At 68.9% G+C, this 13,843-nt stretch carries 9 protein-coding genes and 1 pseudogene; 9 read left to right on the forward strand and 1 reads right to left on the reverse strand.

The window, feature by feature from the left end; translation table 11 throughout:
* Positions 1 to 29: 29 nt before the first annotated feature.
* The 5 genes and pseudogenes from AC067J_RS38790 to AC067J_RS38810 all read left to right on the forward strand — a co-directional run bounded on the left by AC067J_RS38790 (position 30) and on the right by AC067J_RS38810 (position 6,085).
* Positions 30 to 884, forward strand: coding sequence for an IS3 family transposase (locus AC067J_RS38790; protein ID WP_478307500.1), 855 nt, complete (start codon positions 30 to 32; stop codon positions 882 to 884).
* An 18-nt stretch (positions 885 to 902) separates the two neighbouring features.
* Positions 903 to 2,591 (forward strand): RHS repeat-associated core domain-containing protein, encoded by a 1,689-nt coding sequence (locus AC067J_RS38795; RefSeq protein WP_478307512.1) that lies wholly within the window; start codon positions 903 to 905, stop codon positions 2,589 to 2,591.
* A 216-nt stretch (positions 2,592 to 2,807) separates the two neighbouring features.
* A pseudogene (locus AC067J_RS38800) lies at positions 2,808 to 2,978 on the forward strand (transposase); the annotation flags it as partial.
* A gap of 151 nt (positions 2,979 to 3,129) precedes the next feature.
* Positions 3,130 to 4,857 carry a hypothetical protein gene (locus tag AC067J_RS38805; protein WP_478307501.1) on the forward strand — a complete coding sequence of 576 codons (1,728 nt, stop codon included), beginning with the start codon at positions 3,130 to 3,132 and terminating at the stop codon, positions 4,855 to 4,857.
* Between the two features lie 223 nt (positions 4,858 to 5,080).
* The gene (locus tag AC067J_RS38810) at positions 5,081 to 6,085 is read left to right on the forward strand and encodes an SEC-C metal-binding domain-containing protein (RefSeq protein WP_478307502.1); all 1,005 of its coding nucleotides are present in this window, start codon (positions 5,081 to 5,083) and stop codon (positions 6,083 to 6,085) included.
* A gap of 409 nt (positions 6,086 to 6,494) precedes the next feature.
* Here the strand turns inward: AC067J_RS38810 and AC067J_RS38815 are convergent, their stop codons facing one another.
* Positions 6,495 to 8,438 (reverse strand): hypothetical protein, encoded by a 1,944-nt coding sequence (locus AC067J_RS38815; protein WP_478307503.1) that lies wholly within the window; start codon positions 8,436 to 8,438, stop codon positions 6,495 to 6,497.
* Between the two features lie 304 nt (positions 8,439 to 8,742).
* On the opposite strand from AC067J_RS38815, the gene AC067J_RS38820 reads away from it, so the two are divergent.
* The 4 genes from AC067J_RS38820 (at position 8,743) to AC067J_RS38835 (ending at position 13,588) form a co-directional block, all read left to right on the forward strand.
* A complete protein-coding gene (locus AC067J_RS38820) occupies positions 8,743 to 10,191 on the forward strand; it encodes a hypothetical protein (protein ID WP_478307504.1) in 1,449 nt (482 codons plus the stop codon).
* A 621-nt stretch (positions 10,192 to 10,812) separates the two neighbouring features.
* The gene (locus AC067J_RS38825) at positions 10,813 to 11,346 is read left to right on the forward strand and encodes a hypothetical protein (RefSeq protein WP_478307505.1); all 534 of its coding nucleotides are present in this window, start codon (positions 10,813 to 10,815) and stop codon (positions 11,344 to 11,346) included.
* A gap of 146 nt (positions 11,347 to 11,492) precedes the next feature.
* The gene (locus AC067J_RS38830; protein WP_478307506.1) at positions 11,493 to 12,851 is read left to right on the forward strand and encodes an AAA family ATPase; all 1,359 of its coding nucleotides are present in this window, start codon (positions 11,493 to 11,495) and stop codon (positions 12,849 to 12,851) included.
* A gap of 44 nt (positions 12,852 to 12,895) precedes the next feature.
* Positions 12,896 to 13,588, forward strand: coding sequence for an HNH endonuclease (locus tag AC067J_RS38835; protein ID WP_478307507.1), 693 nt, complete (start codon positions 12,896 to 12,898; stop codon positions 13,586 to 13,588).
* Positions 13,589 to 13,843: the final 255 nt, after the last annotated feature.

The following is a 13,843-nucleotide window of genomic DNA, read 5'->3' on the forward strand; positions in this document are numbered from 1 at the left end:
GCGGTTCATCTCCGACCACCGCACCCTGTATGGAGTACAGCGGCTGTGCCGGGCCCTGGGCGTCTCGGTGTCCGGGTTCTACCGGTGGATCCAGGCGGCGCCGGCCCGTGCGGCGCGCAAGGCGGCCGAGGACGAGCTCGCGGCGCGGATCGAGGAGATCCACAGTGAGACGAACGGGGGCGTACGGGGTGCCGCGGGTCACCCGCGAGCTGCGCGAGCGGCACGGGCGGGTGAACCACAAGCGGGTTGCCCGGGTGATGCGCGAGCGCGGCCTGGCCGGGCGGCACCTGCGGCGCACGGTGCGGACCACGGTCGCGGACCGGGCGGCGGCGCCGGTGCCGGACCTGGTCGGGCGGGACTTCACGGCAGCGGCGCCGGATACGCGCTGGTGCGGCGACATCACGTATCTGCCGGTCGGCGGGTCGTGGATGTATCTCGCGACGGTGATCGACATGCACTCGCGGCGGGTGGTGGGCTGGTCCCTAGCCGAGCACATGCGTGCCGGCCTGGTCGTCGACGCGGTCCGGTCCGCGGTCGGTGTCCGGGGCGGTGACGTGCGCGGGGTGGTGTTCCACTCGGACCGCGGCGCGCAATACACATCCGCGGCGTTCGCCGACGCCTGTCGCCGGCACGGGATACGCCGCTCGATGGGCCGGGTCGGATCGAGCTACGACAACGCCCTCGCGGAGTCGTTCTTCGCGACGCTCAAGCGCGAACTTCTCTACGGTTCACGCTGGCTGACCCGGTCGCAGGCTCGCGCGGAGGTGTTCTCCTGGCTGGCCTGGTACAACCGGCGCCGACGCCACTCCGCGCTCGGCTATCTCAGCCCTGCCGACTTCGAGCGTCAGACGTCCACGATGGATAGCCTGAGACTGCTGGCATAGAACGCAAGTGTCCACGAAATAGGGCAAAGCCCGTACCTCGGCAAACCCGTCGACGCCACCAGCGGACTCAACCTGCTCGGAGCCCGCAACTACGACCCCGTCATCGGCCGTTTCCTCACCGTCGACCCGGTCTTCCAGGCCGGCGACCCCAATCAGATGGGCGGCTACACCTACGGGGCCGACAACCCCACCTCGGGCAGCGACCCGACGGGCTTCAACTGGTTCAGCGACGCCGTCAACACCGTCAAGGACGTAGCCAACTCCGCAGGAAGCTACGTCGGCGGAGTCGTCCACTCCTACGTCGGACCCGCCTGGGCCGTCACAGTCAACAACGGGATGGATCTCTACGACGGCGTCCGTAACATGGGCTGCCTCGGCAACCCGTTCGGCTGCACGGCACACCAGCACGAGAAGTACACCGACGACCACCCGGTCGCGGACGTCTTCAACATCGACCCCAACTCCGACTCCTACCAAGCCGGCCGCCTCACCGGAGACGCCGTCGGAATCGCCACGGGTGTCGGCGGCATCCTGAAGGGAGCAATCAAGGGCTTCCGGGCGGTACGGAATATCATCAAGGGGCTGCGTTCCGGTGCCAAGGCCGCCGACGACCTCCCCACCCCCACCCCTGCCAACCTTGCCCCCACCAACCCCGTAAAGCCCACCACACCAGACACACCGGGCAAGGGCACCTCCACCCCCAAGGGAGGGAGCGGCTCCGGCAAGGGCGGGAATGGCAAGGGCGGCAGTGGTGCCGGCAACAGTGCGGCGGGAGGCGCGACCAACAGCTCGGGTAGCCCTATACCCGGCGTGCAGGTTCCCAAGCGGGCGATTGTCAGCCCCACGACCGTCTACAGGTCGGACATGCGGAACCCTTCAGTGATCTTCCAGTCGGGATTCAAGCCCCGTCCTGACGGAAGCAATACGGACCTCGTCCAGTATCAGCTCTACAACACGCCCTCGCCCTGGGTTGGGACGTCCACGAGCGCATACGAGGCCAGCATGTTTCCGCAGGGCGGTAAGGGCGCGGCGCGCTGGGTCTACGAGATAGCCAACCCGGGTAGGGGAGTTTCCATGAACCGTGTTATACCCTTGGGTGTCCGTCTGAAGTACGGATTCGGCAATGAACGTGAGATTATTTTCACGGAGATCGACCCAAGTGACATTGTGCGGGCCGTGCGGTGGAAGCCCGGAACGGCTCTTCCCGAGGTGATTGAGAACCCGAACTACAGGGGGGGCGCAGTGAGAGAGATCGTCACCGCTCAGGTCGACAAGAAGCCAGAGACTTGGATGATCGATGCTTCGGACGAGTCCCCGTGGTCCCTCGTCATCACAGCGCCATCGGGAGAGCGGTTCGAGGGGGCCGGCTCCGATCTCTTCCAGGCTTTGAGGTCTGCCAGACGGATTCTTGACGAGCATGGGATCCTGCTCTGCTGCAACGGCGCACGAATCGACGCCCATCCCTCTGGGCTGACCAGTGATGAAGGGGGCCTCATGGTCTACCTGAACCACCGTTGGCGACCAGCGGGCCAACGGGACCTGCGCTACCTCTTCGGCCCCGCTCCGGCAAAGAAGGTCGCCACAGTAGATGAACAAGACCGGTTCTGGGAGGAGTTCACGGACACCTCAAGGATCTCCTGGACGGTATACCTGAATCCCGTCCGGTGGCTCTACTTTGCGGCCTCGATTGTGAGGCGTCGAAGCTGACGGCCTGAGCACAGAAGTTGCCGGAGCGCCATGCGAGTAAGTGGTGCTCCGGCACTTCGCCGTGACGGGGTGCTCGGGCCGTCGCAGGCGATAGCCTATGAGCTCGTAACACGATCTTGTGGGCGAGTGCAGGTCAGTCGTAGTCGGTACGACGATTGAGCCGTTCGTGAGGGCGTGAGCGTCAAGCCGTGGGTCGTGGACGACGAGTAGTGGGTGATGGTCGAGCCGATGTTGCCGTCCTGGCCCGAGCGGTCACCTGGGCCCAAGCCTGTGCCGGACCGGTTGTGCCTGCAGGGCATCCTTTTCGTGCTCTACACCGGGATCCCTTGGCAGCAGCTGCCGTTGGAGCTGGGCTTCGGCTCCGGGCAGACCTGCTGGAGGCGTCTGTCGCTCGGCGCTCGCGCATCAGGAAGACGACGAGGACGACGGAGCCTCTGACGAGGACGCCTGTGCCGATGCCGAGTGGCTGCGGGACCGCGTCTTCGACCGGTGGCGCGCCGCCGCTCAGAGCCTGCACCAGGCTGAAAGCACCGCGGTGATGTTCCCGTGGCTCGCGGACTGGGCGAAGCCGAAGCTGACGGCCAAGAAGCGCCACCTGGAGGAAATCCGTAGCCAGGCAGCACTGTTCGTTGACCCGACAGGGCTCCTCGTCGGCGCGGCTGCGGCCGGCATGAGCGAACCCGAACTCCCGATGAATGATCCGGCGTTCGGTGCGCTCGCCAAGAGCGGCGACATCGGCAAGGGCCTCACGGCGCTCTGGCGCGGCTGGCAGAACGATGCCGCGCGCAGCAGGGACGGCTCCTCGCGACCGTCCTATGTTGTGGCGAACCTCATGCGCGGGATCCGGAGCAACCGCAAGGGCTACGATCAGACCCGCGAGGCCGCCGAAGCGCTCGTCGTCTCCTGGGCGCAGCACACACGCACGTTCGTCGCCGGGTCGGAACCCACACCCACGCAGTTGGTGAGGGTGCAGCTGCCGCAGATCAAGGAGAGCACTCCGCACCAGCCCGAGCACGGCTTTCTCCACGACGTCGACTCGTGGGTGCTCGGCGTCCTGGTCACTTATCTCACCGGCGCCGACTGGGGGCGCCGCACCCTCACTCTCCTCGTCCCCGCACTCGTCGCGGACCGGCTCCTCAGCCGGTCCTGGCCGCTGGTCTGTGAGCCCCTGGCCGACGACACAGAGCCTGCGGACGGAGACGCGCACAACCCTACGAGCCCCATCCGGCCCGGGGTGTTCGACGACACCCCGGTCCTCGAACGCCGACCGGTCACCGCAGAGCACCTGCGTGTCCTTCGAACCTTCGCGCCCGACGGCGATCAGCTTTTCATCGTCTTCTCGACGAGCGGCGGGGCAGAGGTCCTCCCGTTGACGGTGATTGAGAAGCGGCTGGCACACGGCTGGCGGGGTGTGATCGTCGCCGGCGCATCCGACCTGCCGACCAGCCTGGTCGAGCCCTGGGCCGAGCGCATCGGCAGCAGGCCCACGTCGGGAACGTCTCTGTGGCCCCAACCCGTACTGGATATCGATGACCTGCGTTTCGGCGCTGAACTCGGTCTGGAGTACGGCGAACCGAGGGCTGCCTGGCTCGCCTTCGACGACCGGGACCGCGAACGCAACCTGCGACTCCTCGCGATCGCCCGCGGCGTGCACGACCTGCGCACCCTGGACGGCGGCCACGACCGCGACGGCCACCGTCGGACGGTGCCCAGCGCGGTGTGGCACGGCCTGCTCGCCGACGAAGGCCTCGACCTCGAACCGTTTGAGTCCCCGACCGGCGACTGGCGGCGACGGGGAAGCGGCATCCCGCTCGGCGTCCTCGCGGACGTTCAGATCTACACCACGAGCGCCAACCCGCGGATCCAGGGCAAAGGCCACTCGCCCCTGTGCCGGCACTCCAACGAGCGCGGCGTCGCGGACGACGATGAACTCCTGCTCCCCGCGGACCTCCTCGGTCGCGAGGACCTCGACTACCACTGGTGCAGCAAGTGCGGTGGCTACGCCGTCCGCAGGCTCACCGAGACCCAGCTCTCCTACTACCGCGCGGCACACCGCCTGCACAACCTAGCCCAGGAACTCGACCCGCAACGTCCCGGCCACAACCACACTGACCCCGAGACCATCGCCGCAGAGTTGGCCGCGCTCGTCGACTGGCACCCGATCGGCGAAATCCACTGGTTGGGGCGCGGATCCCGGAGGTGGCGCAGAATCGTCAGCGACCTGCAGAACAAGGCCCAGGCCCTACACTGCCGCGACATGCCCTGACAGCCGCGCCGCCGGCAGTAGCTGCGGCGAGGTGCTCGGCCTGGGGTCACTTTGGGGCCGCATGCGATGGGTGCTCACGGGTGCCGATGAGCTGCGGCTTCAGGTGGGCATCTGTGATGCAACGGCTCTCGGTGGTGGGTGCGTTCCCTGACTTCCCGGGTGCCTGTCGTGCATAGCCCATATGCTCGCTGGGAGGTGCAGCGAAGATCATCTAGGAGTAGCCGTGAAACCCGGAGACATCACCATCCCCCAGCGCCTGGGCCATCTCAGTCGCGACCCTCGCGGGTATCCGGTGATCGCGACGGTAGACCGGGACGCTGATGGTGTCGACTTCGGCTCGATCGACGAGCGCCGGAAACTGGTCCTCGCAACATTCGACTGGTGCGCGGTCTGCGGTTTGCCGTTCCGTGACGAGACGCGGTGGCAGTTCGTCATGCATATGCCGGAAGGAGGCAGTGTCGACGCCATCCGGAGCGGCGAGGCTCCGGTGCACGAGATCTGTGGTGTCTACGCAGCACAGATCTGTCCGTTCCTGTCGTCCCCAGGCGCGCGCCTGGGTGACGACGGTCGGAGAGGCCAGCGTCGACCGGCCGGCGTGCTCGCGGCCGGCTACGCGAGCACGGAAGCAGTGGAGATGAAGACCTCCGGACTGCAGGACGACATGTACGTCGTGCACTTCTCCCACACCTCCGCCGTCGGCAGGTTCACCTACTCCGACCGCAGCGAACTGCTTGATCGCTACCAGGAGTTGCTGGCAGCGGAGACGCTCATCGAGGTTTCTCCCAGCGAGAGGACCCTGGTGGATCGTTTCAACGCCACCAGTACGCCACCAGGCGAGGACGATCCCGGTGCGACGGTCACCGGCGCGGCCGTCATGGCGGGGGCGGGATACGCCCGCCACGTCTTCCGTCTGAGCGGGATGAAGGCCTTCCACGGGTCCTCGTACGCCACCATCGCGGCGGTGTTCCTCACCGACGATGGGCTGCATAAGGCAGCGGAGACGTTCCCCGACGAAGCCGGTCGAGTGGCGGCCCAATGGCTGCTCGATCAAGGTGACCAGCTTCCTGCGGCGCTTGCTCGTTGGCGGGCGCACGGCAGAGCGCAGACGACTGGCCGTACGGCTCCCAAGACCAGGCCCAAGGGGCCGGGGCGTTCGGTCCCGAAGAACGCCGCGTGTCCTTGTGGTTCTGGCCGGAAGGCCGGCCGTTGCCACCCAGCGGGGTTGTGAGGAGCTGAGTAGCCGTGAGTGACAGCGAATCGTCAGTGGCACTCCGGCCAGGCCCAGAGGAAGTCAGCTGTCGCGACATGCCATGACCGCGGGGTGCACGCACCCCGTACCTGATCAAGTCTTGGGAGACCCGTCCATCTCGACCTCGAACAGATCGCCGCCTGTGCTCGGCGCGCCGCCCGGCCCGCGACCGGTCGGCGGCGGCCTGGACAGCGGAGGCGTCCGCGCGGTTCAGCAGGACAGCCTGCTGAGCCGCGCGGACGGCCGGGTTTCCGAGTTCAGGGCTGCCGACCTCGCGGATGGTGGGATGACGAGGCAGGACGGTGTGGCCGGGTGGCGCTTCACCTTCGTGTTCGGATCGGCTCGGTACTGCCGTCAGGCTGGCCTGCTTCAAGGCTGCCTGGATCTGTCACCGGGTGGCGGGGGGCTTCGGCCATGCCGTTCCCTCTGCTGCGGCTGTGAGGATGTCGCCGAGGCGGAGCCAGGCATTGGGGCCGGACGGCGTGATCGGGCTGTCGGCGAGCCGTTGCCAGGCGCGGTCGTCGTCGCCGAGCGTGCCGACGACCAGGGCGACCACGGCGGGGTGGATGCTGTCGTGGTGGCTTCCCCTGGCTTTGAGTGCGGTCCAGGCCGGCATGGCGAGGACGGCTTCGTCGGGGCAGTCGGGTAGAGCGAGAACGTGCCGGGCCCATGCTTCGCGGTTGGCGGGGTTCCCGCCGAGCCTGCTCCGTAGTTCGTGAGTCAGGGTGTGGACTGCCTGCCGCGGGTTCGTATGGCGTGCGAGAACATCGGGGAACGAGCGGCTGTACCCGTTGCCACTGTGCGTGAACGACAGCAACGCCTTCTCGACGAGTCCGTCGTCACCGGCGTGCCGGTCCAGGTAGTCGTCGAGGACGTCCGCGGCGACGGCGGAGAGGGCGCGGGGCGTTACCTGTGCGGGATCGCCGAGGGCCGCGCGTCGTGTGGCGGGCGGCTGGGGGAGCGGGTCGGTGACGATCCGGCTGACCGCAGCGAGCAGTTCGGTGAACTGCCGGTGGTCCTCCTGCGCTTTGTAGTCGTAGGAGCGGGGACGGGCCTGGCCGAGGCGGGCATCGCGGATCATTGACTGGACCGTCTTCTTGACGGCAGGCGTCACTTCGGGCAGGTGGAGCAGCATGGCGTGGACCCAGCGGAGGTCGGCTGCCTGACTGATACCGAGGGTGCTGTCCGGCTGCCAGCTCTGGAGCGCCTGTACGGCCACATCGGCGAAGTGCCGTCCCAGTTCGGTGAGGTCATCCGCAGGTGTGAGCCAGGTGTAGGGATCGCCGTACGATGGCTTGGCCTCGGCCGGGTTGAGTATGAGGCGCCAGCGCCCCTCTGCGGCGTGGGAAGCCCAGAAGACGGCGGCGCGCGCACCCCATCTGGCCCGGCGGCCGCCCTCCTCGAGGTAGCGCTCGATGTCTTTGCGTCCCTCCTCGCTGAGGGAGGCGAGTTCGGTAGCGAAGCGCTCCCGGGCTTCCTTCGGTGAGGAGCCTTCCTGCAGGGCGCGGCACACCCGGGCCGCCAGCCGGGCCTGATCGAAGCGGTCCAGATCCTCCAGAGCGATCCGCCTGAGCAGGCCGGGCTCGACCATCCACGGCAGGCTGCCGAGCAACTGGTCCGTGATGACGCGGTGCGCGTCGGTTCCTTCGCTGCGGTCGACGAGCTGGGAGTGCCGGTCGGGGTGGCGCTTGAGGACCGCCGACCACATGGTCTCCCAGGCGGCGAGCGCGTGCTTGATCCGCTCCCACCAGGCGTCGGAGCTCTCGTTGTCGTGACCGTTGTCGTCGGGCGCATCGGGCAGCAGAGAGACCGCGGCGTCGAACACGTCGTTGTGAAGGCGTTCGGTCCGCAGGACAAGCTGGGCGGGTGTCGGTTCCTTGAGCAGGGCCGGTGTGATGAACGGACGCTCAGGCACCCGCCTGCGCAGCTCGGCTGCGACGGCCTCGCACAGAACCGGCGGCCGGCGGGCGGTACCAAGAGAACCGAGCTGGCCGGCCGTGCACCGTCGGAGTGCACTGTCTCGAAGGGCATCTCCGCACTCGGGATGGGCAAGCGCGAGAGCCACCAGCTCGATCGCCGTCCCGACCATATAGTCGGGCTCTGACTCCGCCTTCCGCAGCCCCTGGGTCACCGCCGATTCCAAGAGCCACTCAGGCGCCTTGTCCCGGAAGGGCCTCGTGAGCAGTGCCTCGAGGAGACGCGCGCACTGCCGGTCATCTGCCAAGGCACGGGCCTGTTCAGCAGCCATCCGGGCCGCGGCCGACCCGGCGTCGGCGCCGGCTGCAACAGCGACCAGGAACTCCACAGGCAGCCGTGAGCTGTTGGTGGCCATGCCGTACATCCCTCCTCAGACACGAATGGTCATGCCCATCCTGCTCCATGGATCGGACAACCAGGTCGACAGGGCGCGACGGTCCAACAGACGGGCCCGATCCGGCTTTCGAAGCGGACACGAGCGCTGCCGTCGGGTACGGTGTCGGACACAGCCGGGTCCGGGCCGCCGACAGTATCGGTGGTACCAGCCGCGGTCGAGCGCCTTCATCACCGTCCGGGGACGCCTCAGCAACGCGTCCACCAGCGGAACTCCACACCTGTGCGGCAGCACCGGCCCACCCCCTTCCCCCGGAGTCCTCCGCATGCCCCAGCACCGTCCCACCGCTGTGCTCCGCGACTTCTTCTGCGAGCACACCCCCAGCAAGAGCCGCGTCCTGGCCCTCGTCGGCCACCAGGACGGACCGGACTCGCTGCAGGCCGTCCTCACCTGCCGCGAGCCCGAACTCGCCCAACGAGCGGCCGAACTGCTCCGCGCTCTGCGTCCGGGCTCCGACGCCTCGTTGGAGGAAGGTGTCGAGGACCTGTGCGGACAGCTCCCCGATGCGCCGGCGGCCTCCCTGCGGCAGGCGGTGGCCCACGCGCGCGCCGGAACCTGGCCGGCCGCCGTGGGATCGCTCTTCAACTGGCCCGAACACTCAAGCGACTTCGGTGGCAGGATGCCCGTCGACGACCGGGAAGTGGACCTGGACGGCGCGGAGGGGGAAGAGAGCGGCGGTCGGGCTGCCCGGACGCCCCATGACGCCCGGCTGCGTGATCTCACGGGCCCGGTTGTCCGCCTCGCCGTGCTGAGGGAGTTCCACGTCCACGACCGGAAGGCCCTGCTGGAGGCCGCCACCGACCAGGGCTGGAACCCGCTGCCGGCCGGGGAACTGGACGAGGACGATCCGCACGACGTGGTCGGAGCGGTGATGTGGCTCGCCGACTCCGGAGCCGAGGTCGAGGGCGCCGACAGCCTCCTCGACCTCGGCAAGGTGCGCCGGCTGCGGTCGGACGAGGGCCATGAAGTGGCCCAGTGGAGCCCGGAGCCCGTCGTGGAGGACTTCGGCAAGGGCTGGCTTCACCGGGCCTCGGACCAGCCGGGCGACAGCGACCGGTCCGAGGAGCGCGTGGACTTCGCCGCGCTGTTCGCGGCGGAGCCGCTCCACTGCGACGACCCGGAGTGCGAGGACGAGGGCTGCCTGTGGCAGTTGACCCCCCGTACCGCCGACCTGCTCCACACCGCGCTCACGGTCCTCGCCGACGAGGCGTACGACGACGCCGAGGAACTCGGCGACAAGCGCCTGGTGGAAGGCGAACACGAAGGCACCTGGGGCGTGTTCGCACGGATGCCGAAGCTGACCTTCGCCGCGGACCTCCAGTGGCGCCGCCGGTTCGCCCGCGCCGCCGACGACCTCGCCGACGACCTCGAACACGGCCGATGGCCGCAGCCGACCTGCACCGCCGAAGAACTCGCCCTCCACTTCGCCCTCGACGACGCCCGCGACCTGCAGGAGGAACTCGACGGCACGGACGACGCCGCCCACACGCCACTGCCGGTCCACCGCGACGACTACGACTTCGACGCCTGCACGGACATGTTCTTCCAGGACACCGACGTCCTCATGCTCTACAACGCCCGGTTCGACGGCATCGAGGACCCGGACGGCGAAACCAATCAGCAGATCGGCATGGGCGACCTGCGCGTGGCGGCCTGGTTCGACCCGTTCGGGAACGTGAAGACCCGCGACCCGCACCGCGGCTTCCGCCGCTGAACGATCCCCGCGCCGCACAAAGCGGTGGGGTCGGCTACGAAGCGCCCCGGCCCCACTGCTCTGCTCCCGGTCGGCGAAGGGCCGCCGACGACACCTTCCGGGCCGGTGCTCGGCCCCGGCCCCGGTGCGGCGCCGCAGGGTGAACAGGTGGTCGAACGGATCGGGGCAACCTCCTGCGGCAGAGGTACTCCCATGAGCTGCCCCGCAGCCCGAGAGCGACCGACCCCGGAGGTCACAGGGTTGCCCGGGATGACCCGATCGAACCGATACGGTCCTCGTCCTCTTTTCTGAAGGTGCCGTGTTGGTCACTCTCTGTGGATGGTCAACAGGTGCCGTGCGATGAAGAAGGACAGGAAGCTCTGCAGGAACCGGGTCTCCCGTCCCGGGATCCGCTGCCACCTGCATCAAGGACTCCCCGCCGGCCCGCGACCCACCGATCCGTCCCCACGCAGGTGGGCAGCGAGCGGCGCACCCGCGAGGCAGGCGGGCCGAAGGCCCCGCCGGCCCGCTTCCACGGTGAACCGACCCTCCTCGAGTGCACGCCCCGCAACGCCGTCGAGGACGCCTCGGATCCCGGCCCAGCGCACCGCCTCCCGTCCGGCTCCGAGCCCGCCACGGGTCGTGAGCCGCGCCGAGACGGACAACGCCGCCCGGGTGTGCGCCGAACTCGTCACCGCGGGCGGCGGCGACACCATCGCCGCCCAAGCGCTGCGCCACGTGAGCGAAACCACCTGGAACGCCCTCGTCGAACGCCACCGTGGAAGGGGCTGCGAGGCACTCGCGAACCTCGCCCGCGCGCTCCTGGACGGGAAGAAATCTCTGCACGGCATGTTCGGCAACGTCGTCGGCCGACTGCTGGCCGCACTGGGACGGCCCCGCATCGAGCAGGCCTTCGCACGGGAACTGGCCACCCGGGTATCACTGCCGTTCGGACAAGAGGTCGCCCTCGCGGCACGAGGCCTGCAAGCGGCTGGGATCTTCGTCTGCTTCACCGGCGGCGCCATGATGGGGTACTGCGCATGCCTGCAAGACCTCCTGGCCCACGAAGGCAGGGCACAGTTCGAGAACCTCCTCCAAGGCGCCCTCCACGACTGGGCCGAACTACCCGCCCGCATGCACGACGACGCGATCGCGCCCGGCGCCCATCGGCTATGACTGACACCGTGATCGCCGCCGCGCCGGCCTGAACGAGGGCGCCCCCGACGGAAGAGCCTCGCCGGTGCGGGTCGGGGCACGGCTAGAGTCGTCGAAGCGACCCCAATCGGGCCGCAAGGCGGAGGAACCGGGTCGGAGGACGGGGCATGTACCTCAAGAACGTGCGGGTGCGGAACGTACGCGGCTTCCGCGGCGCCCGTGAGGTGGACCTTGACCTGACTAGGCCCGACGGCTCCTACGCCGGATGGACGGTGCTGGCCGGCCGCAATGGCTCCGGCAAGTCCACCCTGCTGCGCGCCGTCGCGCTGGCGGTCAGCGGTCCGAGCGCGGCGCGCGGGCTGGTGACCGGCTTCGACTCGTGGATCAGCGACGAGCGCTCGCAGGCTGTGGCGGAGGTGTGCCTGCACCCGGACCCGTCGGAGGACCGGTTCGACAAGGGGCGGCCTCCTGCCGGCGTGTTCTGGGCGGGCCTGCAGTGGACCGCGCCGGACACCGCCGTCGCCACCGGTCGGCACGCCCAGCCGGCCCTGAGCACGGTGGAGTACAGGAAGGCGCCGACCGCCGCCCAGCGGGGGCCGTGGGCGGACAACCCGGTGGGCTGGTTCTGCGCGGGCTACGGTCCGTTCCGCCGGCTCGTCGGTGGTTCGGGGGAGGTCCAGCGGCGCATGGCCGGGGCGGGTGCCGTGGCCCGGTTGACCAGCCTCTTCCACGAGGACGCCTCGCTGGCCGAGGGCGTCAGCTGGCTCATCGAGCAGCACCTGCGGTCCCTGGAGAACCGCCCCGGGGCGGCGGAGCTGAAGCTCGTCGCGCTGGAGATCCTCGGTGACGAGCTCCTGCCCGACGACTACACCATCGGGAACGTGGACTCCGACGGCCTGTGGGTCGCGCACGGCGGCCGCTCCTTCCCCCTGCGGGAGATGAGCGACGGCTACCGCACTGTGGCCGCGCTCGTGGTCGACATCCTCAAGCAGCTCCACGACACCTACGGCGCCCTGCGCGTCGATCGCGACAGCGGCCACCCCGTCGTGACCGTCCCCGGTGTCGTGATCATCGACGAGATCGACGCGCACCTGCACGTGTCCTGGCAGAAGCGCATCGGGGGTTGGCTCAAGCAGCACTTCCCGCTGGTGCAGTTCCTCGTCACCACCCACAGCCCGTACATCTGCCAGGCCGCCGACCCCGCCGGGCTGATCCGGCTGCCCGGGCCGGACGTCGACGAGGCCCCGGAGGTCGTCGGGACGGACCTGTACGACCGGGTGGTGTTCGGCAGCGGCGACGACGCGGTGCTGTCCGAGCTCTTCGGCCTCGACACCCCGTACTCGCAGCGCGCGGACGAGGCCCGGGCACTCCTGGTCGCACTGGAGATGAAGATCGTGGCCGGCGGGGCGAGCGAGGAGGAGCGGGAACGCTACCGGCAACTGAAGCGCACCCTGACCAGCTCGCCGTCCGCCCGCGTCGACGAGGTCGCCGCCCACCTGCACGCCCTGACCGGGCACGTCGCGTGATCCGGATCCACCGGCTCCCCCTGACGGAGCCACCGCGCTCCCGCATGGCCGAATGCACCTGCGACATCGTGCTGGCTCCGAAACCGAAGGCCAGAGCACAACAGCTCTGGAGCCACTCCACGGTACGGCGGCACGTGTACCCGACGCTTCGCAGCCTCCTCGGCGAAATGGCGGCCGGGCGCGAGCGGTGCATGTACTGCGGGGACAATCAGGGCACCGACGTAGACCACTTCGATCCCATTGACCGGCACCCGATGCGTGCCTTCGACTGGACCAACCACGTACTCGCCTGCTCACTGTGCAACAGCCACCTTAAGAAGGCTGTCTTCCCGCTCGACCTCGACGGGAACCCGCTGCTCATCGACCCCACGGCCGAAGACCCGACACCGCACCTGCGCCTGGTCCTGGCGGTCGGCCAGTACCACCCGCTCACCCCCAGGGGCGAGGCCACCATCGACCTGTTCGACCTCAACCGAGGCCTGCTGGCCAAAGGCAGGGTGAACGCCTTCCACGTCACCAAGGCCTGCGTCGCCCAGTGGGCCGGCGCCACCGCCAAGGGCGACCACGACGACGCCGCTCGCTGGGCCGCGGTCGTCAACGAACAGCCGATGGCCGACGTCGTCCAGGCCATGCTGCACCAGGCCCTCGACCCCGCCGCCGAGATCCTCTTCGACGACCCCGAGCTCCTCACCCACCTCCGCGAACCCGGGCTGCGAGCGGCACTGCTCATCCGGTAGGCACTGCGGGCGGAGACCCTATCCGCCTCCCGCTGCCCGAAGGGAGGCGGGAGTATCCGAATACACCTGCCGACGCACATCAATGGCAGCACGGACCCGACGTCGACGAACCAGCAGTGCTCGCGTACGCCCCTGGCACGCGCCCCGAACAAGCGGCTTAAGAAGCCGTTGTCTTTCCGAGAGTGATTGGTGCGTTTCCGCTGGTCAGGCATAGGGTCGGTGCTTCGGCGGCAGAGACGGGGTGTCGTGTCGTCT

The sequence above is a fragment of the Kitasatospora sp. NPDC042419 genome, assembly GCF_056437345.1.

Bases quoted from the DNA above. Each gene is read 5' to 3' on its own strand.
- AC067J_RS38835 (WP_478307507.1), top strand. From the start codon at position 12,896: ATGGCCGAATGCACCTGCGACATCGTGCTGGCTCCGAAACCGAAGGCC.
- AC067J_RS38790 (WP_478307500.1), top strand. From the start codon at position 30: ATGGAGTACAGCGGCTGTGCCGGGCCCTGGGCGTCTCGGTGTCCGGGT.
- AC067J_RS38805 (WP_478307501.1), top strand. From the start codon at position 3,130: ATGTTCCCGTGGCTCGCGGACTGGGCGAAGCCGAAGCTGACGGCCAAG.
- AC067J_RS38820 (WP_478307504.1), top strand. From the start codon at position 8,743: ATGCCCCAGCACCGTCCCACCGCTGTGCTCCGCGACTTCTTCTGCGAG.
- AC067J_RS38815 (WP_478307503.1), bottom strand. From the start codon at position 8,438: ATGGCCACCAACAGCTCACGGCTGCCTGTGGAGTTCCTGGTCGCTGTT.
- AC067J_RS38830 (WP_478307506.1), top strand. From the start codon at position 11,493: ATGTACCTCAAGAACGTGCGGGTGCGGAACGTACGCGGCTTCCGCGGC.